The 23,066-nt window shown below is 49.2% G+C and carries 20 protein-coding genes; all 20 read right to left on the bottom strand.

Annotated elements, in window-relative coordinates; genetic code table 11:
* Window positions 1-8 precede the first annotated feature (8 nt).
* Complete coding sequence (locus tag ACXMYH_RS08040; RefSeq protein ID WP_486554648.1) at window positions 9-2,675, bottom strand: cobyrinic acid a,c-diamide synthase CobB; 2,667 nt, start codon at window positions 2,673-2,675, stop codon at window positions 9-11.
* A gap of 128 nt (window positions 2,676-2,803) precedes the next feature.
* Window positions 2,804-2,956, bottom strand: a complete 153-nt coding sequence (locus ACXMYH_RS08035; protein WP_486554647.1) for a hypothetical protein — start codon at window positions 2,954-2,956, stop codon at window positions 2,804-2,806.
* A gap of 33 nt (window positions 2,957-2,989) precedes the next feature.
* Window positions 2,990-3,625 (bottom strand): class I SAM-dependent methyltransferase, encoded by a 636-nt coding sequence (locus ACXMYH_RS08030; protein ID WP_486463494.1) that lies wholly within the window; start codon window positions 3,623-3,625, stop codon window positions 2,990-2,992.
* Window position 3,626: 1 nt separating this feature from the next.
* Entirely contained in the window at window positions 3,627-6,098 is a 2,472-nt protein-coding gene (locus ACXMYH_RS08025) for a DEAD/DEAH box helicase family protein (protein WP_486554646.1), read from the bottom strand.
* Between the two features lie 488 nt (window positions 6,099-6,586).
* Window positions 6,587-7,252, bottom strand: a complete 666-nt coding sequence (locus tag ACXMYH_RS08020) for a 3'-5' exonuclease (RefSeq protein ID WP_142411514.1) — start codon at window positions 7,250-7,252, stop codon at window positions 6,587-6,589.
* 103 nt (window positions 7,253-7,355) lie between these two features.
* On the bottom strand, window positions 7,356-7,862 hold the full coding sequence (locus ACXMYH_RS08015) for a hypothetical protein (protein WP_329752446.1): 507 nt from the start codon (window positions 7,860-7,862) through the stop codon (window positions 7,356-7,358).
* A 138-nt stretch (window positions 7,863-8,000) separates the two neighbouring features.
* A complete protein-coding gene (locus ACXMYH_RS08010) occupies window positions 8,001-8,147 on the bottom strand; it encodes a hypothetical protein (protein WP_215702516.1) in 147 nt (48 codons plus the stop codon).
* Between the two features lie 72 nt (window positions 8,148-8,219).
* Window positions 8,220-8,489 (bottom strand): DUF5684 domain-containing protein, encoded by a 270-nt coding sequence (locus ACXMYH_RS08005; protein WP_215702515.1) that lies wholly within the window; start codon window positions 8,487-8,489, stop codon window positions 8,220-8,222.
* Window positions 8,490-8,702: 213 nt separating this feature from the next.
* The gene (locus ACXMYH_RS08000; protein WP_118513382.1) at window positions 8,703-9,500 is read right to left on the bottom strand and encodes an HAD-IIA family hydrolase; all 798 of its coding nucleotides are present in this window, start codon (window positions 9,498-9,500) and stop codon (window positions 8,703-8,705) included.
* Window positions 9,487-11,733 carry a precorrin-6A reductase gene (gene cobK / locus ACXMYH_RS07995; RefSeq protein WP_486555842.1) on the bottom strand — a complete coding sequence of 749 codons (2,247 nt, stop codon included), beginning with the start codon at window positions 11,731-11,733 and terminating at the stop codon, window positions 9,487-9,489. The genes ACXMYH_RS08000 and cobK overlap by 14 nt, the downstream gene beginning before the upstream one ends.
* Window positions 11,730-12,470, bottom strand: a complete 741-nt coding sequence (gene cobJ, locus ACXMYH_RS07990; RefSeq protein WP_486555841.1) for a precorrin-3B C(17)-methyltransferase — start codon at window positions 12,468-12,470, stop codon at window positions 11,730-11,732. The genes cobK and cobJ overlap by 4 nt, the downstream gene beginning before the upstream one ends.
* The gene (cobM, locus tag ACXMYH_RS07985) at window positions 12,467-13,237 is read right to left on the bottom strand and encodes a precorrin-4 C(11)-methyltransferase (protein WP_486555840.1); all 771 of its coding nucleotides are present in this window, start codon (window positions 13,235-13,237) and stop codon (window positions 12,467-12,469) included. The genes cobJ and cobM overlap by 4 nt, the downstream gene beginning before the upstream one ends.
* A 75-nt stretch (window positions 13,238-13,312) precedes the next feature.
* The gene (gene cbiD, locus ACXMYH_RS07980) at window positions 13,313-14,665 is read right to left on the bottom strand and encodes a cobalt-precorrin-5B (C(1))-methyltransferase CbiD (RefSeq protein ID WP_486555839.1); all 1,353 of its coding nucleotides are present in this window, start codon (window positions 14,663-14,665) and stop codon (window positions 13,313-13,315) included.
* Between the two features lie 36 nt (window positions 14,666-14,701).
* Window positions 14,702-17,125 carry a hydroxymethylbilane synthase gene (gene hemC, locus ACXMYH_RS07975; protein ID WP_486555838.1) on the bottom strand — a complete coding sequence of 808 codons (2,424 nt, stop codon included), beginning with the start codon at window positions 17,123-17,125 and terminating at the stop codon, window positions 14,702-14,704.
* Window positions 17,126-17,128: 3 nt separating this feature from the next.
* Complete coding sequence (cobI, locus tag ACXMYH_RS07970; RefSeq protein ID WP_486555837.1) at window positions 17,129-17,821, bottom strand: precorrin-2 C(20)-methyltransferase; 693 nt, start codon at window positions 17,819-17,821, stop codon at window positions 17,129-17,131.
* A 57-nt stretch (window positions 17,822-17,878) separates the two neighbouring features.
* Window positions 17,879-18,691, bottom strand: a complete 813-nt coding sequence (locus ACXMYH_RS07965; protein ID WP_329752458.1) for a zinc dependent phospholipase C family protein — start codon at window positions 18,689-18,691, stop codon at window positions 17,879-17,881.
* A 222-nt stretch (window positions 18,692-18,913) separates the two neighbouring features.
* Window positions 18,914-20,194, bottom strand: a complete 1,281-nt coding sequence (serS, locus tag ACXMYH_RS07960; RefSeq protein ID WP_118298108.1) for a serine--tRNA ligase — start codon at window positions 20,192-20,194, stop codon at window positions 18,914-18,916.
* Window positions 20,195-20,433: 239 nt separating this feature from the next.
* Window positions 20,434-21,261, bottom strand: coding sequence for a pyridoxamine kinase (locus tag ACXMYH_RS07955; RefSeq protein ID WP_118321011.1), 828 nt, complete (start codon window positions 21,259-21,261; stop codon window positions 20,434-20,436).
* A gap of 163 nt (window positions 21,262-21,424) precedes the next feature.
* Complete coding sequence (locus tag ACXMYH_RS07950; protein ID WP_118532068.1) at window positions 21,425-22,015, bottom strand: ECF transporter S component; 591 nt, start codon at window positions 22,013-22,015, stop codon at window positions 21,425-21,427.
* A 311-nt stretch (window positions 22,016-22,326) separates the two neighbouring features.
* Complete coding sequence (locus ACXMYH_RS07945; RefSeq protein WP_243022308.1) at window positions 22,327-23,019, bottom strand: thiamine diphosphokinase; 693 nt, start codon at window positions 23,017-23,019, stop codon at window positions 22,327-22,329.
* Window positions 23,020-23,066 lie beyond the last annotated feature (47 nt).

Here is a 23,066-nt window from a genome sequence, read left to right as displayed (position 1 = left end):
TCCTTATGTCATTCTTTTTGGATTTCCCAAAAGGCTTCTCTCCAGTTTTGTGCCTGCTTTACAAAATGCTCCGCGATCTCCGGATTGCTGTAAAAATACAGATGTGGGAAACCGGCATAGAAGCTTTCTGTTGTGTATCCGCACTCCCAGCCGCGGGTCCCGACCGGTTTCTTCGCCTGAAAATCAGTTCCATTTTCCGGTGAATCCCAGTGGTGGAATTCATGGGCGCGAAACTGAGTTCCCTCCGGTCCGAGAAGTCCGTCCTTTTTCGCTGTCACGGTAATGTAGCCGAATCTTCCAAGTTTCCCTGTATTCTGGCTGTTTCCCGGAAGAACATCGGCCATTTCCCAGCGCTTTCCAGCCGGATCTTCGATCGACTCCTTCAAATAGAGGTAGCCGCCGCACTCTGCGATACAGGGCATCCCATTCCTGATCGCCTCCCGAATCGAAGAAAGCATCATTTTATTCTCTGAAAGTGCCTTCACATGAAGCTCCGGATATCCGCCACCAAGATACAGCGCAGATGCCTCCGGCGGGATCTCCTGATCCCGGATCGGGGAAAAATATTGGATCCTGGCTCCAAGTTTTTTTAAAAGATCCAGGTTGTCCTCATAGTAAAAACAGAACGCCTCGTCTCTTGCAACTGCGATCACGGGGATGCAGGAGTTTTTATTATCTGCTACAGGCGCTTCCAATTCTCTTTTTCCCTGAAAAATTGCTCTGCTTCCATCAAAAACCGCATGACACGCAGTATGGACAGCTGCTACTCCTGATATTGTTTTTCCTTCCTGTTTTTTTATGATTTCCGGAATCTTAATTAGAAGTTCCGGAGCTTCCTCCGCTGCTTCCAGTATCCCATCCAGATCGATCCCCGCACGGATCTTCTCCTTTACAAGCTCCAGCTTTTCCCTGAGCCCCGGGATCTCATCCGGCATGACAAGTCCCAGATGGCGTGATTCCAGAGTCAGATCCCTGAGTTCCGGAATATATCCGAACACGCGGATCCCCAGCTCCTGCTCTGCCTTTTTCTTAAGTCCCGGATATATCATCGAAGACAGCCGGTTAAAGATCACGCCTGCAACATGGCTCCTCTCCTGATACTCCATGAAGCCTTTGATCGAGGCAAGTGCCGAAAGACTCCGTCCCTTCATGTCAACGATCAGGATCACCGGTGTATCCGTAAGATCCGCCACTTCCCATGCGCTGGCGCGCTCCGAGACACCGCCGAGACCATCGTAAAATCCCATCACACCCTCAAGGACCGCGATCCGTCTCGCCGGAAGCCCCTTATTCTCCAGAACTTCCCGTCCCAGCAGATACCGCAGTGTATCCGCCCCCACAAAAAAGCTGTCCAGATTTCGCGATGGAATCTCCAGCACCGTCCGGTGAAACATCGGGTCGATATAATCGGGGCCACACTTAAAGGCGCGCACCGCCTCAATCCGCTCCTTTAGGAGTGAAAGAAGCACACAGGTGAAAAATGTCTTCCCGCCGCCGCTCTTTTCGGCGGCGATCATGATGCGGGGGAGACGGATGGAAGTTGGGATGCTCTCTATTGCATCAGTAAGTTCCTGTCTGATTTCTTCATTTGGCACAAATGCGCTCTTCGATGCTTGATCATACGCAAGATATCCCAAGTGAATCATATAGGTGATCACATCATCTTTACTTGCAAAACTTACCGTGTCATTTTGAAAAGAACGGACATTGACCCGAACCATTCCGCCGGATAGCATTTCTATTAATGCTGTCTTTAAACCATCAAAATCTTTATTAATCAGCGGAATCACGGCCTCATATGAGCCAGTATCTGACCAATAACTTTTGAATCGACCTTTTAACATCAAGCTGACAACCGCCCGTGGATTATATACCTGATATTTTTCCAGAATATACCCATCATACCAGCGTTTCACCTCTTCAAAATCTCTATCATATTTTTTGCAAAGCGACACCACTTCTTCTTCTTCTGTAAAACCGATATATGGTGCCATAATATCTGCATCAAGCATCGTGTACTCGTCAAAGTTATTCAGCGCCGATTGTGTCTTTAACTTTTTTATCGGCAAAATCCCCGTGAGATAAGCTAGCTGAATATACTTTGTTGGTTCTGTTCCTTTGAACATTCCACGTAGGAAATTAATATATTCGTCCTGGATCTTTCTGTTTGATCCCTCATCACGGATCAGAACATCCCATTCATCAATAATAATGATAAATTTTCTTCCAGTTACTGTGTTGATACCAGACAGGGCCTCCGGAAGTGAATTCGCCTCCTCCGGTACTTCATCTGGATAATATGCGCGCAGTTCTTCAATTGTCTTTTTAGTGATATAAGAGATCACCTGATCTGGACCGCCGGCTGGCTCCATACACAATTGAACATCCAGATGAATCACATCGTATCGATTTAAATGTTTTTCAAAATCCGGATGTTTACGAATCTCAAAATTTGCAAACATTTCTTTTGAATCGCAGCCTTTGCTGTAATATGCCGTAAGCATATTAGCTGTAATAGACTTTCCAAATCTTCTCGGGCGGCTGTTGCAAATGTAGCCCTGCAAGGTATTCATTACTTTATTTGTATATCCGATCAATCCGGTTTTATCAACATATATTTCTGAATTCAATGCAACCTGGAACGCGCTGTTATCGGGATTTACGAATGTTCCCATCAGATTTTGACCTCCCTTCTGTTAGCACTTAACCACTAGCAACTATTCATTTTATCACATTTTGAAAGAAACCATGCCAACAACTTTTCCATTTCTTCTCCTGCAAGCCTTTTCCTTGCTATATAGAGTCAGGCAATCTCCTTGACTGTCCGAAAATAAAATAGCGCTTTCGCTATTATACTTTTTCCTGACGCCTGCGGGCCGGTTAATACGCAGAATTGCTCCAAATTCATCTTACAATTTTTAACAGGTCCTAAGTTGTTGATTTCGATTATTGCCATCGGCAGCCTCCTATATTTTCGACCTGATTATATTTACATATCAGTACCGCTACACCCATTAACTTTTTTTAATATCACATTCAACCATTTTTCATTCTCGCGCCCCGTTCGAGCATCTCCTGTAATCCATTGTTTTTCTACTGATAACGATGGTATCCCAGATATCAGGACGGCAAATGTTTCTTCTGTGAAATCAGTAAAATAACGTCCATTTCGCAATCCTTCAAAATCACCATATTTAAAAGACGTATAAATAATCCCATTTTTCTTTAACGCTTGAGACATCCTTTCTAACACATCAAATAATTCGGTCCTACTCAGATGCAGAATAGATGCACAAGCCCATATTCCGTCATATTTTTCTTGTACATCTAATTCTTGAAACAGCATATCTCTTACTTCAATTCCTGTGTACTCTGACGCCAGACGACATAATTCCACCGATCCGTCTATCGCCTCTACCTGATATCCTTGATCCAAAAAGCATTTGGTATCACGACCTGATCCACACCCAAAATCCAATATCTCAGCTTTATTAGGCAACATATCCATAAATGTATTTTGAATTTCAGAAAAATCTACATCCCGTGTAGACTCTACAAATGTATCATAATTTCTATTATAATAATCAATTGTTGACGTATCCATGTGCTTCTCATTATCTGCCATATCACACCTCATTTCTATACCTACGCTGATAATAATCCATGATTCTGTATTCTATCGCATCTTTCATATGATGGATAAGTGCCGTATTTCCTATCACTTTACTTAGTTCATCACTGAACGATAACACTGTTTTTTCCTTTTGATTGAAAAATCCAACCCCTGATTTCAATAAATATCTAACCGGCATTTGAATGATTTTTTTCAAATGCTCTTTATCAGAAAGACCACAATATTTTTCATATGTAATTCCATCCTGTAAATCCTTCCAGTTTGTTCCGGTTGAGAAAAATTCCTTCCAGCTTTCCAGAATCTGTTCTTCCGTTACACAATTTCTGATCTGACCATGATTATAAAAAGCCAGTAATACAGGCATTTTATATACTTTTGACATATTTGTGGTCTCAATATAATTGATAAATTCCCTGCCAATCCCCTGATAGAGCACTTTTTCTTCATCTGTCAATAAATCAAAGCTTTTCAAATACTCTAAATAGTTTTTCAAAGGATTATCCTTAGCATGTCCCAGCATCAGTTCATAAATCTGGTCATCCGCATATGTAAAAAAGTCAATCCTTGTGGGTATTTTGTTTAACTGATCCTTGATTCGCCAAAATTCTTTGTCAATCTGATCTTTTATTTTCAGGTTTTTTCTATCCATTTCTGAAAACAGATCAATCAGTTTCATATCAAAATCTATGATACAGTCATCCGGAAAGTCAGAACGATCTGCTTGATTATATGTTTTATTCTCTGTCTTACCTGTTAGGAGAAAACGCACACGGCCGGCTTTTTCATAATTTCCAATGAAGTCCAGCACATTTAAATATTCCTTACCTCTGCTTTTTCTGAGCCCACGTCCAAGCTGCTGTAAAAATATCACCGGTGACTCTGTAGGACGTAAAAACATAACCATATCCACAGACGTGATATCTACTCCTTCATTGAACATATCCACAGAAAAAATCACCTTGATTTCACCGTTCTTCAGTTTACTGATAGCTGTCTCTCTGTTTTCGGAAAACTCTCCCTCCGAATTACTATAAACCGCTACCGAAGGAATGCCACGCCGGCAGAACTCCCTGGCCATATCATTTGCATGAACTCTGGAGCAGCAAAATCCGAGTGCTCTGTTAGATCCGTATTTGCAATAATATTTATAAATCAGGTCATATCTAACCGCATTTCCAATATAAGTCTTATTTAACTCTGTTTCATCATATCTGCCTTTTACGATATGCAGCTTTGAATAATCCGTCGGATCAAAAATTCCATAATAATGAAACGGAACAAGCATTCCCTTATTGATGGCCTCTTTTAAAGTGATTTCATATGGTACATTATAGTCACATATTTCATAGATATTTTTACCATCCAGTCTCTCCGGCGTGGCTGTCAATCCCAGCATAAACTGTGGTTTAAAATATTTCACGATATTTCTATACTGTTCATTTACCGCATGATGGAATTCATCAATAATCAGGTAATTAAAATACTCCGGTTCGAAATATTGGTCGTTCAGATATTCCTTTTTCCCTAACGTATATACAGAAGCAAAAACCACCGATTTATCTGTAGTTTTTTCATTATTATTAAAAAAGCCATAATCATCCGAGTGCCTGACATTCCGAAATGATTCTGCTGCCTGCTTTAATATTTCTTCACGATGCGCTACAAACAATATCCTTTTGTAATTCTTTGAGTCGAATGCAGCCAGATATGTTTTTCCTACTCCTGTTGCAGCCAGAATTAAGGCTTTCTTTGCGCCTTCCGCTCTTGAGCTTTCCAATGCACATAAAGCTTCTATTTGTGCTCCCCTAGGCTCAAAAATGCTGATAACATCATTGGATTCTTCTGAATCGAAATCATCATATTTGTCCAGATCTTTTGCAACGGCAGGCCTATGCCATCCTTTGGAATACCTTTTTAATTCTTCGTCATCGATTACGATTGAATGATTCTCAAATAAATCTTCAAACACATTATAGAATTTATCGTAGTTCCTACCATCCGTCCGGCTGCTGAATCTATAATTCCACTCAACGCCGGAAGTCAAAGCACTCCTTGAAATATTGGATGAACCTATGTAAATTTCACTGTGCTCCTTGTAGTGAAAAATATACGATTTCGGATGAAAAGATCTCCCTTTCTCATTATAAAAACGCAAATCCACCTGAGCTCCTAGTTTCTGTTTGATCAGATAAAGGGCAGATGGCTGAGTAATTCCCAAATAATTTCCCGTTAATATGCGGATCTTTGCACCTCGCTTCAGAGCATTTTCAAGATCTGATATGAGCATCTTAACACCGGATTCCATCAAAAAAGAGACGATGATGTCAACACTATCAGCTTTCTTCAAACTGCCAATAAGCTGATAGTAAAGATACATTCTCCTATCACTTCCACCAGTCATAACATCTGTCGAATAGGTGTAATCTGTATTACTCAAATCATTCGCCAAATTATGCTCTGTCATATTGCTGCTCCTTTATAAGATTGATATACTCCACGCTCCGCTTTTCCGGCTCGTGTCAGATAATCTGTTGTAAATAAGGCTCTTGAGACCCGAAGACACCCTGTCAGCACTGCGAATTGTAGAGAATCATTCGTTTTAAGTGCCCGTCCGAAAATTTTTCAGATCAACGATACCATTTCTTTATAATAACCGTGGTGAAATGCCTTATCTAGCCGCATGTCATACGCATTGAGTTGACACCGACCGGTAATTTAAAAAAACTTGTTATGAACTGTATACTCCGTTCATAATGTTACGTTGCTGTATTTTTCTGTTATTCTCGATTTTACCATTCTTACATCTAAATGGCAAGTTAATGACACTTTCGTTCTGAAGTTCTGAAGTTGAAAAGCTGGATTATATTCCCATTTCGGAATTTATTTTCACTTTATGTAGATTTGATTCCGTGTTCGGAATCTATTTCTGCAAGTGTTTGGCTTTAACCTGCATCACCCCACCACAAACCCCGAGAAATCAATCATACTCCCCAGCGTATTCCCCAGCGGCGTCGGATCCATCGCTTCTTTGACTTTACGGAGAGTCTTCTCGAAGAGATCACGGTCGCGGAAGACGTGGAGGAGGTCGGCGGTGTTTCTGGCGTCGTCGAGGGCGTCGTGCTGTCTGCCGGAGAAATCGATTCCGGCCATGTCGAGGGCGAGTTCCAGGGAGATCCGTCTTTCGAATCCGATGTGCGCATCGAATTCATTCTGGAAATCGGTCCACTCGGTGTCGATCAGACCGTGTTCTTCGTCGGAAAGCTCGTATTCTTTTAAGAGGATCTCTTTTACGACCTGGTTGTAGTCAGAGTCACTCCAGGCATAGATCGTGACCTCGTCTCCGGTTCCCAGGCACCAGTTTGTGAACATCCGGAATGCTTCCCTGAATACCGGTGCATTCGCTACCATCGCGTCTGTGATCCCGGTCAGATTCCGGATCTCCGCCGCGATCTTATCGTTGTATTCCGGTTTTACATATGTACGGAAGTTCCCGATCTCCTGCAGGTTTTCATCCAGCATGACGGCTCCGATCTCTATGATCTCGCTTTTGCAGATTTTTCTCGCTTCTGAGCTGCGCGCGATCTTGTTCATCTCCAGGTCGATTACAATATGTTTCATAAACGTTTCCTCCTGTACTCTGTATTTTCATTCCATTTGTTTCTATATACCATCAGTAATTTCATAGCGCCAGACATGGTTTGCAATCTTCTCCGCTGTTTTTCTAATCATCCCCCAGCTCATCCAGCGCATCATCGACGCCATCCGCGTAGTCGCTGTCTCTGGCATAGCGGTCATCGTCGTAATCCCCGTCCATATAGACGTCATCATATCCGTCATCGTAGGAATCCGCTGTGCTTTTTCTGTAGCTGCTGGTTCCATAAGAACTTTTCGGCTTGCTGTAGGAAGAAGAGCTTCTGGATGCTGCAGAGCTGCTGCCGGAAGTACTGCTGCTTTTATAGCTGGATGATCCGGATGAGCTGCTTCCCGATGACTTTCCGTAGGACGAGGACGAACTGCTGCCCGAACTCCCCGACGAGTAAGAACTTGTATAAGATCTTCGGTACGGTTTGTGGAGATAACAGTAACTGCTCTCCGGTGCCCGCTTGTTGCTGCACCCGGTCACGATACATTTCGGTTCTGCTGCGTCGCTGACTGCTCCGATAAAACAGAGAAGTCCGATGATCGTACATAAGCCTGCTAAAAATCCTCCAAATGTCATATTTCTCATATAGATCCCCCTTTTCCTAATTCCGGATATTCCTGTGGATGATGCCGCAACCTGTTCCATGTGTTTTTTTCTTCGGTTTAAGTATTCTGCCTGCATCTTTCCTGTTTGATATTTTTATTATATCATTTCACCTGTCCTTTAAATATCCCACGTGTCCTGAATTTTCGTTCTCATCTCTCTGCTCCTGCCCCACTCCTTATTTTCACTCTCCATCTGAAGTATGATTTTATTATATCTGTCTGTCCTCACATTTTTTGGACAGGTCCTCCTGGATAAAAATTTCATTGCTATTTCCTCTGCATCAAAAAAAGCAGGAGCCGCCAAGTGCTCCTGCTTCCCATCTTTTATATTCTGTTTTTATGACTGATTTCCCTGGTACTGGTCGCTTCCGAATCCGAGGATCATTGAGAAGATCGGCTGGAGGAAGAAAAGTCCTACGCCAAAGCCGAAACCGTGTCCAAATGCTTTGGAAACATGCTGTTTTTCCTTGAAATCAATTACAAGGTAAGCAATCGTGCAAATCAGACCACCGAGGAACATCAGGGCGCTTGTCCCTGTGTTTTCGAGAAAGATATCTGCGAAAACTCCCAGTCCGATGTAAGTCCACGCGAGCTGCGGTTTCCACATCAGCTTATACTCCGTATAAACATTGTAGAACGGGATCAGGGATTTCCAGCATTGTCATATCTGTTTCCATGTGTCATCCACTTTTCTTCTTTTGCTGACCGATTTCGCATATGTCCGCCTTATCTGAAAGCCGGGTCGGTTTCCGGTCTCCGGCATTTATGCGGATCGGTTATTTTTAGTGTATCATATGGATGGGTACAAAATGGACACTGTTCATTTTTCTCCGAGCAGTTCTCCCATCTCTTTTAATCCTGTGAAAACAGCATCCGGAACAACGTCAGACTTCGGAATGTCTTCCGGCTTTGTCTCTCCGGTCAGGACCAGGATCCCATGTGCGCCGTTTGCCACTCCGGTCTTTACATCTGTATAGATACGATCTCCGACGAAGGAGACTTCCTCACGCTTCGCTCCGGTCAGTTCCAGGACCATGTCCACTGTCTCTTTAAATGGTTTTCCGACATACTTCGGTTCTTTCCCTGTCGACAGGGAGATCGCCGCACATATGGCACCGCAGTCCGGAATAAAACCGTCTTTTGTCGGGCAGTTGATGTCCAAATGGGTTGCAAGAAAAACAGCACCGTTCCGGATATATGTGCAGGCGCGTTCCAGCTTTTCATACGTCAGTGTCATATCAAAGCCGATCACCACCACGTCCGGCATCTCTTTCGTCAGCCGGATCCCATTTTCGCGGAAATTATCCTCGAGATCCGGCGTCCCGACAAGGTAGACTTCTTTTCCTGGATAATACTCTTTCAGATACTGGATCATCACATCGCCGGATGTGATGATCTGTTCTCTGCCAATATTGCATCCCATTTTTGCCAGTTTATCAATATAGGTTCCCGGTGATTTGGATGAATTGTTTGTAAAAAACACAAATCGTTTTCCGGCTTTTTTCACTTCATCCAGAAAATCCAGTGCTCCGTCAATCACATCATTGTCCAGATAAAAAGTCCCATCCATATCCAGGACAAATAGTTCCGTCTCCTTCAAAATCTCATATTTCGTCATGTTCTTCTCCCTGTTTCTTCCCTTCAAAGCTCACGATCCACACCGGATTCAGTCCCATCATCAGGTGGCTGTTTCCGGCTTTTTTTGATCTGGCTGCTGTCAGGGTCACGAGCTCCGGTTCCGTTACCGGAAGTGTCTTCGCCGCCGCAAGGACAGCTGCAAGAGATTCCGGTGTGATGAGGTTTACGACAAATCTTGTCTTAGGATTCTTCTTGAGACAGAGCGCAATGACTTTCTCCATCTTTCCGCTGCTCCCGCCGATGAAAACGTGCGTCGGGGCAGGAAGGTCATTCAATGCCTCCGGGGCATTTCCCGCGATGATTTTTGCATTTGTGAGTGCAAATTTCCGGAAATTCTGCTCCAGAAGTTCCACTGCTTCCGGGTTCTTCTCGATCGCAAAGACTTTTACCGAGTCGGAAAGTCCCGCGCACTCCACGGAGATCGATCCCGTTCCGGCCCCGACATCGTAGAGAACGGAATGTTCCGTCAGCTCCAGCTTCGATACGGAAACCGCGCGGACTTCCATCTTTGTCATCGGGACTTTGCCGCGAAGAAATTCCTCATCCGGGAGACCATGTGACAACGGCCGGAGCGGACCGTTCCATTCCGCATAGAGGACCGCAAGCGGCGGGGCCTTCCGCTCCCTGAATGTCTCCAGGGATCCGGAGAGGACCTGCTCCCCGTCCAGAGAGAGATTCTCACCGATAAAGAGCTTTGCATCCTGCATCCCGAGTTCTTCCAGCTGTCCGCAGATCTTCCCGTAGAAATCGGCTCCGCCTCCAAGGACGAACGCGCGTCCGGTGCGTTTCAGTTCGGACGCAAAATTTGTCTCCTGACCATGCATGCTGAAGAGTGTTACATGATCCCACGGGTGCCGGATCTTTGCGAAAAAGTATCCGACCGATGAAATCCCCGGAATGATCGTAACTTCATACGATCCACGCTTCTCCAGGACTGTGGAGAGCTTCTCCGCCGCACTGTAGAATCCGGTATCGCCTGACATGGCTCCGCAGATGATCCCTGCTTCCGGATGGCTATCCAGATAATCTGCGATCTTTTCCGGCAGATACGCCTCGTAGACCGGCTTATGGAAATCGGCAAGCTGTCTAACACAACGGGAGGCGCCGACGATCAGGTCACACGCCTCAAGACGTTTCTTTGCCTCGCCTGTAAGCCAGGATGAATCTCCCGGGCCGGTTCCGATGAGGAAAACCTGGCGAACTTTTTCGTTTTTTATGTTTTCTCCGACCGCTGATCCGACGGAGTCTTCCTGTGCAGGAGCGGGCTGGTTCCGATCTGCTTTCTCCGGAGCGATATGATCTGTGTTTATCAGATCTGAATCTGTTTGGCAGCTTTCTCCTACCTGTTCCGGTCTGTCGTCCGCATCGTCTTTTTCATGCCCATCGGAAGCTGCGAGTGAAAAATTTTTCTCCAGATATTTGATTCCATCTTCCAGCGAGATCCCATCCTCCGCCGGACGCCCGATCACGACGAGTCCGACTCCGGCTTTCTTCGCTGCGCTGACTTTCTCCCCGAAGCCGCCGGCTTTCCCTGATTCCTTCGTCACCATCCATTTCGCATGGACGGATCTCATCATCGCGACATTCAGCTCTTCCGAAAACGGTCCCTGCATCGCGATCAGATGGATGCCGTAGAATCCCATGTCCGCACATGTCTTTACAACATCCGGCATCGAGAGGACGCGCGCGTAGACTCTCGTCTCCCAGTCCGGAAGCTCCAGAAACGCAGATAATTCCTTACTTCCGGTCGTGACAAAGACCGGTCCTTCGGTCATTTTCAAAAATTCGACTGCCGTGCGGACCGAATCGACAAATACCGGCTCATTTTTCCGGTCAGCCGCCATTTCCTGGATTTCCTCCAGCGTCTGGACCCGAATTCCGCTCCTGCCTCCGTCCCGCAGGATCCGCAAAAACGCCGTATCTGTCTTCTTCGCCGCCTCGCGGATATTTGCCGTAACGGCTTTCGCGAACGGGTGCGTCGCGTCCAGGATCAGATCGTACCGTTTTTCCCGGAACAGATCCTCCATCCCGTTCTCATCGATGCGCCCGTCATAGACATGGAGATTCGGTGCCTCCGGGATCTCCTCTTTTCCGTACTCTGTCGCGACGAAAACATCCGCCCGGACATTGCTCCCGACCAGTCTCTCCGCGAGAAGCCGGCCTTCCGTGGTCCCCGCAAAGATCGCGATCTTTTTTTCTTCCTCTATTTTCATATCCGGTATCCTCTCGGTGTGACCATCCAGTCCTGTCCGCCAAGAACAGACTTTTCGGTCCGGCTGTTTCCGATAAACACAGTCGTGAACATGTCCGCCTCGTAGTCTTTTAATTCCGCGAGTGTCATGACCTTCTTCATTTCCCCGTCCCGTCCGATGTTTTTCGCGATCCCGCAGACCGTTTCCGGAGATTTATACCTCAGGAAGATCTCACACGCACGTTTTAAATAGTCGGCGCGTTTTTTGCTCGACGGGTTGTAGAGACAGATGGAAAAATCCGCCTTTGCCGCGGCATCGAGACGGGTTTCGATCGTCTCCCACGGGGTTAAAAGATCACTCAGGCTGATCACTGCGAAATCATGCATGAGCGGAGCGCCGAGGACTGCTCCGCCGGAGAGCGCCGCCGTGATCCCCGGGATTACTTCCAGTTCCACATCCGCATATTTTTCTGCCAGCTCCAGGATCGGTCCCGCCATTCCGTAAACTCCGGCATCCCCGCTGCAGATCATCGCGACGGATCGTCCTTTTTCCGCCTCCGCAAATGCCATCTCGCAGCGCTCGATCTCCCGCTTCATCGGGGTCGTCAGAAATTCCTTCTCCGGGAAGTATGGCTTTGCGAGTTCCACATAGACCGTGTAACCGACGATCACATCACAGGTATTTAATGCTTTCACGGCGCGGAGCGTCATGGATTCATATTCGCCGGGGCCCATGCCGACGACAGTCAGTTTTTTCATTGGTCCGTCCCCTTTCTGAATTCTGTGGAGAAGTCCGGCGCATAAAGTCTCGACTCCTCATAACCATTGTGATCTCTTGTCCCGAATACATCACCGATGAAGATCATCGCCGTCTTCCGGATCCCGTTTTCCTCTGCAGACCGTGCCAGCGTGGAGACGGTGCAGCGGACGATCTTCTCATCCGGCCATGTCGCCTTGTAGATGATCGCCGCAGGGGTATCCGGCTCATATCCGGCTTCCGCCAGCTCTTTTTCCATCTGCGCGAGCAGACCCGTGCTGAGAAAGACCGCCATCGTCGCATGGTGGGCTGCCAGGGAACGGAAATTTTCTTTTTCCGGGACATCCGTCCGCCCTGCCATCCGTGTGATGATCACGGACTGGGACACGCCCGGGAGTGTGAGCTCCGCATGGAGACTCGACGCCGCCCCGCAGAAGGAGCTGACGCCCGGGCATACATCGTAGGCGATCTTCTTCTTATCAAGACGGTCCATCTGTTCCCGGATCGCTCCGTAGATCGACGGGTCTCCGGTGTGGAGACGCACGGTCATCTTTCCGGCTTCTTCCGCTTTCTCCATGGCATCGATCACCTCGTCGAGCGTCATATAGGCGCTGTTTAAGATCTCACAGCCCGGCTTCGTCTCTTTCAACAGTTCCGGATTCACAAGGGATCCCGCATAGATCACGACATCCGCTTCCCGAAGGAATCTCTGTCCCCGGACCGTGATCAGATCCGGCGCTCCGCTTCCGGCTCCAACAAAATGTATCATGCACATCTTCCTCCCGATTTTTTATCGATATTTAACATTCTTCATGCCCTGTCATCACATGTCCACACACCGGGCTTACCTACGATGATCTTCCTCTTCGCATAACGACTGCATTTTCAGCTCCGACAGTGCCTCTTTCAGGATCTCTGCCGCATCATCCGTCTCACCAAGGTACTCCCCTTTTGTTCCGAAGACGATCATTCCCGTCTTCAGCTCGTCCCGGGATCTGTGGGCGAGATGCCAGGCGGCACGTTTTAGAAATACGCGGATCGTATCTTCCAGGATGCCTGCCTGTTTTAAGTGGTCCATCGCTTCGTCCGTCGTGTTGGATCCCTGGATCTTTCTTAATAGCTCCAGATCTTCGGTGCCCGCGGAAAGCGCGCAGGATAAGAGCGTGTCCATCCGCCCGTCGGCTTCCTTTGAATGTGTGTTCATGATCCCGTTTCCGATCTTCACGAGTTTTCCCATATGACCGGCGATCACGATCCCGGAAAAGCCGAGTTCTGCAGCGATGTCGATCGTCTTTCCGACGAAGTTGCTCATCGTAACGAGTGATTTTTCCAGACTTTTTTTCTGCTCATCCTGTTCGGAAGAATTCACCGAAGAGTTTCGATCGGAACAGTCCGAGGACTGACGATCCAACGGTTCCGTTTGATCGCAGATTCCTGAAGCCTCATCCTTGGATTTGTATTTTCCCGGACAGCTTTTTAAATATGTTTGCAGAAATCCCGCTCCCATATTTCCCGGTACAGCAATGACCCAGCGGCGCCCTTCCGCCTTTAAAACATTCAGATGCGTCCGGATCGTCTCCACGAGTGCTTCCTCGCTCATCGGCTCCACGATCCCGCTGGTTCCGAGCACCGAGATCCCGCCCTCGATCCCGAGGACCGGATTGAAGGTCTTTTTCGCAGCTTCCACACCGGCCGGGATCTTGATCGTAACGAGAACAGACCTGACTTCCCCTGCCTCTTCGAGAAGCGCATCCACGGCGTCCCGGATCATCTTTCTCGGCACCGAGTTGATCGCTGCAGCGCCGACCGGCTGGTCGAGTCCCGGCTTTGTGACACGGCCGATCCCGATGCCGCCGTCGATCACGATCTGCGGAAGGAAACTGCCGACTGCATGGTCTGCAGCTCCCGTCTCTGCATCCGGAAATTCCGCCCGCGCGTACACGAGGATCCCGTTCGTCACATCATAGTCATCCCCGGCGTCCTTCCGGACTGCGCACTCCGCCCAGCCATCCCCGGAAGTTTTCTCCTCCAGCGCCACGCGAACCGGGATGCCTTTCGGGGTCATGAGTTCCTCTGTTTCTCTCCAGGAACCAGTGAGAAGGAAACGCACTGCCCCCTGGGCCGCAAGCGCCGCGCAGGTTCCCGTTGTGTAGCCGCATCTTAACTTTTTATGGTCCTTATATACAAACGTCTCCATTGTTTTCCTCTGCCCCTGCAGGCCCCGCAACTTTTGTTATCTCGCGATCTCATTCCGGTCCGCCAGCAGCACCTCCAGGATCCCGTCCGCAGTGTAATCGGAGGCTGTCAGGGCATTTGTCACTCCATACTCCGCGAGGACCGCCGCTGTCACTTTTCCGATGCAGACCGGGCGCGCCGTCCCAAACAGAGCTGCCGCATCTTTCTCCCGTCCTGCGAAAAATCCGCGGACGCCGGAACCACTTTCAAATGTGATGTAGTCGGCATGTTTCAGCCGCGAAAGATCTGTCTGCTCCGCCCGCACATCATAGATCGGGATGTCATCAAACAGATATCCCTGTTCTTCCAGCCGATCCGTGAGGATCTTTGATCCCTGTTTTGCCCGTGGGATCAGAAGTTTTCCACTCTCGGAAATCCCGGAAATTTCTCCTGCTTCTTTCAGATGCGCCGCAAGTCCGTCTGCCAGCGCCTTCGTCGTGTATTCTTTCGGGATAAAGTCCGGCGTGATCCCGATATTTGCGAGATACTCCCCGGTCCCGCGCCCGACAGCGGCAAACTTTAAGGAGCCGAGTTTTCTGAGATCCACATGCTTTTCATGCATCCGCTCGAAGAAGATCTTCACCGCATTCCGGCTTGTGAAGATCACCCAGCTGTACTGTGCAAGATCCGTGAATGCCTGATCCAGGCGATCCATCGGTTCTCTCACTACGACCGACTCCCCGGCGCGGATCGTCTTCGCCCCTTCGACTGCCAGCCGGTCCATGATCCGTCCTCCGACGGCTTCCGTTCCGGTGACTCCGACTGTAATTCCGGTGAGCGCGCCCGGGACCATGGATGTAAAGTGGAATGCGCAGACCTCACCGACCGCGATGATCCCCGGCGGTGTGAGTCCCGATTTTCTCACGGCTTCCGGCAGGTCTTTCAAGGATGCCCTCACTACACGCATTCTCGAAAGTGTTCCGTCCGTCACAACGGCAGCGGGCGTCTCCCCGTCTTTTCCGCCATCTATGAGACGTTTCACGATCTCCTCAAGGTTGGATAATCCCATCAGAAAGATCAGGGTTCCCGGGAGTTTCGCATACAAGCTGTAATCCCCGTAGAGTCCTTCGCCGTCCTCATGGGAGATATGTCCTGTAAAGACATGGAAATCTCTTGCGATATTCCGGTGTGTGACCGGGATCCCGGCCGCTTCCAGTGCTCCGATCGCGGATGTGACGCCCGGGACGACCTCATAGGAGATTCCTGCCTCCGTGAGTGCCTGGATCTCCTCGCCGCCTCGCCCAAAGACGAAGGGATCTCCACCTTTTAAGCGGACTACACGTTTCCCCTCCAGTGCTTTCTCCACAAGGATCCGGTTGATCTCCGACTGTTTTTTGATGTGGTGACCCGCCTCTTTCCCGACATAGATCCGCTCGCAGGATTCCGGCACTAAAGACAATAATTCCTCGGAGCCAAGCCGGTCATATACGAGAACTTCCGCCGCTTTTAAGATCTGCTGCCCCTTTACAGTGATCAGACCGCCATTTCCCGGACCTGCTCCGACGAGAAATGCCTTTCCTGCCGGCACATCCCCATCGGTTCCCTGTCTGACAAGAAGCTCCGCGAGTCTCATGGAATCCTCCGCTGCTCCTGAAACCTGAGTGCGGGTTACTCCGTTCTTTGTTTCCCTCATCAGATCCATCCGGAAGCTTCCATTCTCTTCCTTCGCGTACACACCAACTGCCGCGGTACAGCCTGCCCCAAGAAGGCGCAGGACCTTCCGCTCCGCAAACAGGGCGCGCTCTGCCTCTCTGTCATTCAGTTTTTCCAGGATCTTTAAAACCTCGCTGCCTTTTTTTGCCTCAACAGCGATGATCCCCTGCCCGCCCGCCGGGATAAAGGTTTCCGGTTCCAGGAATTCAAATGAAAATCTCGGATCATCCAGAAGTCCGAGGCGGGAGAGACCAGCAGCAGCAAGAATGATCCCGTCATACTCTCCCGCATATAGTTTTTCCAGCCGTGTATCAACATTTCCGCGAAGAAGTCTGCACTCCACGTCCCCGCGCTCCATGATCTGAACCTGGCGTCTCGGGCTTCCCGTTCCGATGATCCGCGGCATCCGCTCCGAAGTCCGGCCTTTTACCGTTACAAAGACGTCTCTCGGATCTTCCCGTTTTAAAACTGCCCCAATGCAGAGCCCGTCGCTCAGATCCATCGGCATGTCCTTCGCGCTGTGGACCGCAAGGTCGATCTCCCCGTTTAACAGTCCCTGCTCAAACTCCTCGACAAACGCGCCTTTTCCGCCGAACGCCACGAGGGATGTCTTTAAGATCTTATCGCCTTTTGTCATCAGCGGCACCAGCTCGCACACGACCTCCGGACATACTGCCTGGATCGCCTCCGCAACCATCTTTGTCTGAACGAGCGCCAGTCTGCTCTTCCGCGTTCCGATCCGGATCGTCCGCCATTTTTTTGTCTCCATGCGCTACTGTTCCTCCCTGTCCTTCGCGATAATAAGGGAATAATATCCCGCGTCCTCCGCAATATCCGAAGCGCTCTCAAAAAGCCGTTCGCCGTCCATTCCGCAGTTTTCCACCATCCAGGCCGGAAGCTCTCTTTCCATGAGTTCCCGCTTCACGTCCCCGATCTTTTTTCCTGACTTCATTAAGATCTTTGTTCCCGGGAGCTCCAGTCCGTCTGCGACCGGATAGGATCCCGGCAGAATGTGGATCGCCTCCGCCTTTTCCCCGAGGGAAATCCCGAGTTTTGCCGCCGCCGCGCAGAAGGACGGGACCCCGTTTACCAGGATCGACTCATATCCGAGACTCAAAAGTTTCTGATGGACATAGCCGTAGGTCGAATAGATCGTCACGTCCCCCAGCGTCAGAAACGCGATGGTCTTTCCCTGGTCCATAAGCGCCGTAAGGCTCTGAACCGCCGCCTCATGGCTCTCCCTTAACACAGTCTCATTTTTTGTCATCGGAAACACCACAGGGATGATCTCCTTATCTTTGATCTCCGGAACTGCCCCGCTGGCGATCTGATATGCGGTGCAGGACTCCCGGTCTTTTCCCGGGATCGCGATCACATCTGCTTCTCGGATCAGGCGGACCGCCTTCAATGTCATAAGCTCCGGGTCACCCGGTCCCACTCCGATTCCATAGATCTTTCCCCGCATGATGGTTCTCCTTTATTCTCCAAGTTTTTGTTTCTTTCCGCATTGTGTCTGCAAAAATTACGCCGGTGTCTCCCCGTTAAAGTTTCCGTAAAACAGTTCCGGCATCGGTCCCTTTCCTCTCAGGTATGTAAACAGGTCGCTGAGAAGCTCCGCCCCGACCGGGACTGCCTCATGGAATTCGCTCTCCAGATGGTCTGTGATCGACTCACATCCCGGTGTCGGCTGTTTTCTCATGAACATGCCGTGGATCACCCCGTAGCAGCCCGTAAAGCGAAGCAGGAAGCAGCAGAACCGCTTCGTCCATTCGCTGGAGTTGATGAACAGCCGGTTCATGGTCCTAAAGCTCATAATGGCCTTTGCGACCTTGATCGGGTCCTCATCGAAAAGTCTTGAGGAGGCGCGGACAGTCTGGGCAGTAATCTTTAAATGGCAGGTGAGGTTTGAGTGGAGCGGCCGCATGTGTTCGCGCTCCAGAAGCCGTCTCTCCAGCTCCGTCTCGATCTCCGCGTGGGTGATCCCGGTCCGTTTCTCCTCCGCGTTCACATAGGCATGGACCCGGTTATCCAGACAAAAATGGCAGGCAACGCCCATGAGGTATGCGATCATCTCATCCCGCTCGTCCCGCGTCTCCGCTTCATGAACCAGCATCTTTCCCCGCTCAAAAAGCTTTGCAGCCGGTTCCTCGTGCATTCTCACGCCTTTCTGGTTCACCTTGTTCTTTCCGAGCGCTTTGTAAAAAAACAGGACATCCGGTCCATGCGCGCCAAGAAGAAAGCAGTACCGCTCTTTCTTTATGATCCGCTTGATGACCGGATCTGCCTCCATATATACTTTTCTCCCGTAAAGATCATGTGCAAATGCTGCCGGCATGAAACTCATCTCCTTTGTAATATAAAAAACAGAGTAACTGTTCCGTAGATCTGCGCACTTGCTGCGCTGACCGTAATATAACATAGGTTTGAAGGCAAAAATCCCATCGGCGAAGCCGGTTTGGAATGGATGTCTGCCCGCAATCGTGAGGGTATTGAACAGTTACAAAACGGAAAAAAGCTGTGACAAAATGACTCGCCACAGCTTTATGAAATTCCTTATTTATTTGATTTCGGACTTGCCGCCCATATACGGTCTTAAAACTTCCGGAATTCTTACGGAACCATCTGCCTGTAAGTTGTTCTCCAGGAAAGCGATCAGCATTCTCGGCGGAGCTACAACCGTGTTGTTTAAGGTGTGGGCGAAATATTTCTTTCCGTCCGCTCCGTTTACACGGATTCTTAAACGTCTTGCCTGAGCGTCGCCAAGGTTGGAGCAGCTTCCTACCTCGAAGTACTTCTTCTGTCTCGGGGACCATGCCTCAACATCGACAGATTTTACCTTCAAGTCAGCGAGGTCACCGGAGCAGCACTCTAAGGTACGAACCGGGATGTCCATGGAACGGAACAGGTCTACGGTGTTCTGCCATAACTTGTCGAACCACATCTTGGATTCTTCTGGCTTGCAGACAACGATCATCTCCTGTTTCTCGAACTGGTGGATACGATATACACCGCGCTCCTCGATGCCGTGTGCGCCTTTCTCTTTACGGAAGCACGGAGAATAGCTTGTTAAGGTCTTCGGAAGTTCCTCCTCCGGGATGATCTGGTCGATGAATTTACCGATCATGGAGTGCTCACTTGTACCGATGAGGTAGAGGTCCTCGCCCTCGATCTTGTACATCATAGCGTCCATCTCTGCGAAGCTCATAACGCCGGTAACAACGTCGCTGCGGATCATGAACGGCGGTACGCAGTATGTGAATCCACGGTCGATCATGAAATCTCTTGCATATGCGATCACTGCAGAATGAAGTCTTGCGATATCGCCCATTAAGTAGTAGAAACCGTTTCCGGCAACTCTTCTTGCAGAGTCAAGGTCGATTCCGTTGAATCTCTCCATGATCTCTGTGTGGTACGGGATCTCGAAATCCGGAACGACCGGATCACCGAATTTCTGTACTTCCACGTTCTCGCTGTCATCTTTACCGATCGGAACGGACGGATCGATGATGTTCGGGATCGTCATCATGATCTTTTTGATGCGCTCCTCGAGGTCTTTTTCTTTCTCCTCAAGTTCAGCAAGGTGATCAGAAGCTGCGGTAACCTGTTTCTTTACCTCTTCTGCTTCTTCTCTCTTTCCCTGTCCCATTAACGCACCGATCTGTTTGGAGATCTTGTTTCTGTTTGCGCGGAGATCATCAGCCTCTTTCTTTACTTTTCTGTTCTCCTCGTCCAGCTCGATCACTTCGTCTACTAACGGAAGTTTCGCATCCTGGAATTTATTCCGGATGTTCTGCTTTACGACTTCCGGATTTTCTCTTACAAATCTTAAATCTAACATCGCTTTTCTCCTTATTTTTGCAGCAATTCCAACATTTCAGGATCAGGCCTGCTCATTTCCGGTCGATCTGCGGAAACGCCGCGTAAATTTTCTCTCTTCCGGCTTTATCAGATCCGGTGCCGTCCTTGGACCCGGAGTTTTCCTGATACACGTTCTCCGATATCTGACGGCTTTTCTGCGTAAAACACGCTTTGGTAAAAATATATCATATTTCTTCGAGAAAAGGAAGGGGATTTCTCTTACTTTTTTATCAGTTTCCCCAGAATCTTCTCAAAGCAGACGCCGTTCGCGTGCGGGATCTGCTCCTCATCGGAGACTTTGATGCACTCTTTCACGAAACCTGCTGCCTGAGCGACTGCCTCGGGAAGGGACTTTCCATTTAGGAGTGCACCCGCCACAACGGAGGAGAAAACATCTCCGGTTCCCGGGCGCTCGCCGCCGGAAGATCTTGTCCTGATAAATTTTGCTTCCATCTGCCCGCGTTCCAGGACCACGTTCGTGTAATAGCTGCCTTCGCGGACTCCCGTGATGACCACTGACTTCGCACCCATGAGCCGAAGCATCATCGCCATATTTAAAAGCTCCCGCCGCGTCCAGTTTTCCTTTTTGTAGGGGGTATCCGTGAGGATGCAGCACTCCGTCACGTTCGGGAGGACGATATCCGCCATGCAGACGAGTTCCTTCATCTGCTCGCACATCTCCGGCGTGTAGGTCTCATAGGCATGTCCATGGTCTCCCATGACGGGATCGACGACGACAAACGTCTCCTCCGACTCCAGTTTCCGGATCATGTCCATGACGATCTCGATCTGTGCCTCCGAGCCGAGAAATCCTGTCGCCACCGCATCGAAGGAGAGACCGAGTTCCTTCCACTTGTCAGTGTAGGCTGTCATTTTTTCCGTGTAATCATCGAAGAAATACACCGGAAATTCCGTGTGGTTCGAGAGGATCGCTGTCGGTACCGGACAGCACTGATGGCCCATGACCGATAAAACAGGAATAGCCACTGTTAATGAACAGCGGCCATACCCGGAAAGATCATTGATCACAGCAATTTTTTTCTGCATAATTTTTCTTCCAGTCTTTCTGTGTTTCCGCAATCCCCCTCGTTTATACACTGCCGTTCCCGGGATTCCTGTTCACACGGGCATCAGCACATAGACAAATAGAAATTCTGCGGAAAATACTTTGATTCATATCTTTCAGTTATTTTCCCTGAATCCTGATCGTTTACACTCTCTCTGCAGCAATCAACCCCGCTTTTCTTAAAGCCGGGCGGAGCGCTGCGTAGAGGATCACGGCGATCACGGAATTGATCACTGCATTGATGATCGTCGTGTACGTTGTGATCGCAAGGAGCGCCTTGATCGCGGATGCGGCTTTGTCAGCATTCGGGAATAATAAGGTGTACCATACATACTTTAACGCCGGCTCGAAGAAGCAGTTGAAGCCGAGACCGCAGACTGCAGCGATCGCGGACCAGCGGATCACATACGCATGGTCATGTTCATCGGAAAGCTTCGCGATCTTATGAGCTACGAAGCCGACGATCAGGCCGATCACAAGCTTTGTGATAAAGGTTCTCGGTGCAGATGCCGCGTAACCGCCGACAATATCAGCGATCGATAAGCCGACCGCTCCGGAAAGACCTCCGTAGACACCTCCGAGGAGGTACGCGGAAAGGACGACGAACGCATTTCCGATGTGGATCTTGCTTCCGCTGGCTGAGATCGCCGGGAACACCGCATATCCGATATAGCAGAGCGCCGCCATCAGGCCCGCCTGCGCGATTTTCATTAACTGGTCATTCTTTTCTTTCATAATTAAGTCTCCCCTCGTGTGTTACTGACAGTCCATCCGGCAGTTCTCTTCAGATGTATGCCGTCCGGCATCAGGAATCGCTCTTCGTGAATATGAGCTTCCGGAGCCATTCCGACAGGTCATGCAGGAGCTGTCTCTTCTGTCTTGTCATCCATAGTAACACGCATGTGGATTGTGCAAAATGTCCAGTTTTGGTTTTTTTATGCAGTCCAGTAGATTCTTATTCCACTCTTCCGGTCCCGCCTTCTGCCTGTGTCCTGCGCTCAGTCTTTCATCTTTTTCATTCTGCAGCGTTTTCCTGATCCCGCATCTTAGTCTCCGGATTCCACACAGATCAGGATCCCCTCACGGAATGAGATCTTTGCAGACTCCCCGGGGACCTCGTTGCTGACGCAGAGACTCGGGTTTTCCAGGATCGAGATATCCTTATTATGGAGCGGATACTTAAATCCATCCAGCGTGATCCCGAGAACTTTCTCCGTGAGCGGCAGAAAAGAGACGTATTTTCCGTAGAGGTCTGTCTTTCGAAAGACGGAATGTTCTTCATCGTCCGGCGTCAGGAGAAAGATCCGGTTCTTTGCATCATAGATCTCCATAAAAAGTCCGGCGTCTTTCGCAGCCCTCATCAGGTGAATGTTGGAGAGCTCGTGGTCCAGTCTTCCTCCCGTAGCGCCGAGCACATGGGCTGTGCGGAAACCGGCGCGGAGAGCGGAGCGAACTGCGAGGTCTGTGTCCGTCTCATCCTTTTCCGGTTTGTGGACATCCGTTGCCCAGCCTTCCTTCTTCCTTAGCTCCTCCATCCGCTCCAGACCAAAGGTGTCAAAATCCCCCACCGCGAGATCCGGGACAAGTCCCAGGTCCTCACAGACAGCCAGTCCGGCGTCCACCGCGATCACATACGGGTACTTCCTCTTCTTCACAAATTTTGCCGCAAACTCCCGGTCTGTCGGCCCGCCGGACACGATCAGGCAAGTGTCCGCAGCTTCTTTCATATCTGAACTCATTTTCGTTGTCACACTCCTTTTGATCCGATCAGGTGGGATCTTATCTG

The sequence above is a fragment of the Pilosibacter sp. NGB245 genome, from assembly GCF_057397225.1.
This window is presented reverse-complemented; position numbering and strand designations above follow the sequence as displayed.

Excerpts from the sequence above, each read along its gene's own strand:
- ACXMYH_RS08040 (WP_486554648.1), bottom strand. The coding sequence starts at position 2,675 with ATGGGAACATTCGTAAATCCCGATAACAGCGCGTTCCAGGTTGCATTG.
- ACXMYH_RS08010 (WP_215702516.1), bottom strand. The coding sequence starts at position 8,147 with ATGAAATTTTTATCCAGGAGGACCTGTCCAAAAAATGTGAGGACAGAC.
- cobJ (WP_486555841.1), bottom strand. The coding sequence starts at position 12,470 with ATGAAAAAACTGACTGTCGTCGGCATGGGCCCCGGCGAATATGAATCC.
- ACXMYH_RS07950 (WP_118532068.1), bottom strand. The coding sequence starts at position 22,015 with ATGAAAGAAAAGAATGACCAGTTAATGAAAATCGCGCAGGCGGGCCTG.
- cobI (WP_486555837.1), bottom strand. The coding sequence starts at position 17,821 with ATGCGGGGAAAGATCTATGGAATCGGAGTGGGACCGGGTGACCCGGAG.
- cobK (WP_486555842.1), bottom strand. The coding sequence starts at position 11,733 with ATGAAAATAGAGGAAGAAAAAAAGATCGCGATCTTTGCGGGGACCACG.
- ACXMYH_RS07955 (WP_118321011.1), bottom strand. The coding sequence starts at position 21,261 with ATGCAGAAAAAAATTGCTGTGATCAATGATCTTTCCGGGTATGGCCGC.
- ACXMYH_RS08035 (WP_486554647.1), bottom strand. The coding sequence starts at position 2,956 with ATGGCAATAATCGAAATCAACAACTTAGGACCTGTTAAAAATTGTAAG.
- ACXMYH_RS08015 (WP_329752446.1), bottom strand. The coding sequence starts at position 7,862 with ATGAGAAATATGACATTTGGAGGATTTTTAGCAGGCTTATGTACGATC.
- cbiD (WP_486555839.1), bottom strand. The coding sequence starts at position 14,665 with ATGGAGACGTTTGTATATAAGGACCATAAAAAGTTAAGATGCGGCTAC.
- cobM (WP_486555840.1), bottom strand. The coding sequence starts at position 13,237 with ATGATACATTTTGTTGGAGCCGGAAGCGGAGCGCCGGATCTGATCACG.
- ACXMYH_RS08025 (WP_486554646.1), bottom strand. The coding sequence starts at position 6,098 with ATGACAGAGCATAATTTGGCGAATGATTTGAGTAATACAGATTACACC.
- ACXMYH_RS07965 (WP_329752458.1), bottom strand. The coding sequence starts at position 18,691 with ATGCCGGCAGCATTTGCACATGATCTTTACGGGAGAAAAGTATATATG.
- ACXMYH_RS08030 (WP_486463494.1), bottom strand. The coding sequence starts at position 3,625 with ATGGCAGATAATGAGAAGCACATGGATACGTCAACAATTGATTATTAT.
- serS (WP_118298108.1), bottom strand. The coding sequence starts at position 20,194 with ATGTTAGATTTAAGATTTGTAAGAGAAAATCCGGAAGTCGTAAAGCAG.
- ACXMYH_RS08020 (WP_142411514.1), bottom strand. The coding sequence starts at position 7,252 with ATGAAACATATTGTAATCGACCTGGAGATGAACAAGATCGCGCGCAGC.
- hemC (WP_486555838.1), bottom strand. The coding sequence starts at position 17,125 with ATGGAGACAAAAAAATGGCGGACGATCCGGATCGGAACGCGGAAGAGC.
- ACXMYH_RS08005 (WP_215702515.1), bottom strand. The coding sequence starts at position 8,489 with ATGTGGAAACCGCAGCTCGCGTGGACTTACATCGGACTGGGAGTTTTC.
- ACXMYH_RS07945 (WP_243022308.1), bottom strand. The coding sequence starts at position 23,019 with ATGAGTTCAGATATGAAAGAAGCTGCGGACACTTGCCTGATCGTGTCC.
- ACXMYH_RS08000 (WP_118513382.1), bottom strand. The coding sequence starts at position 9,500 with ATGACGAAATATGAGATTTTGAAGGAGACGGAACTATTTGTCCTGGAT.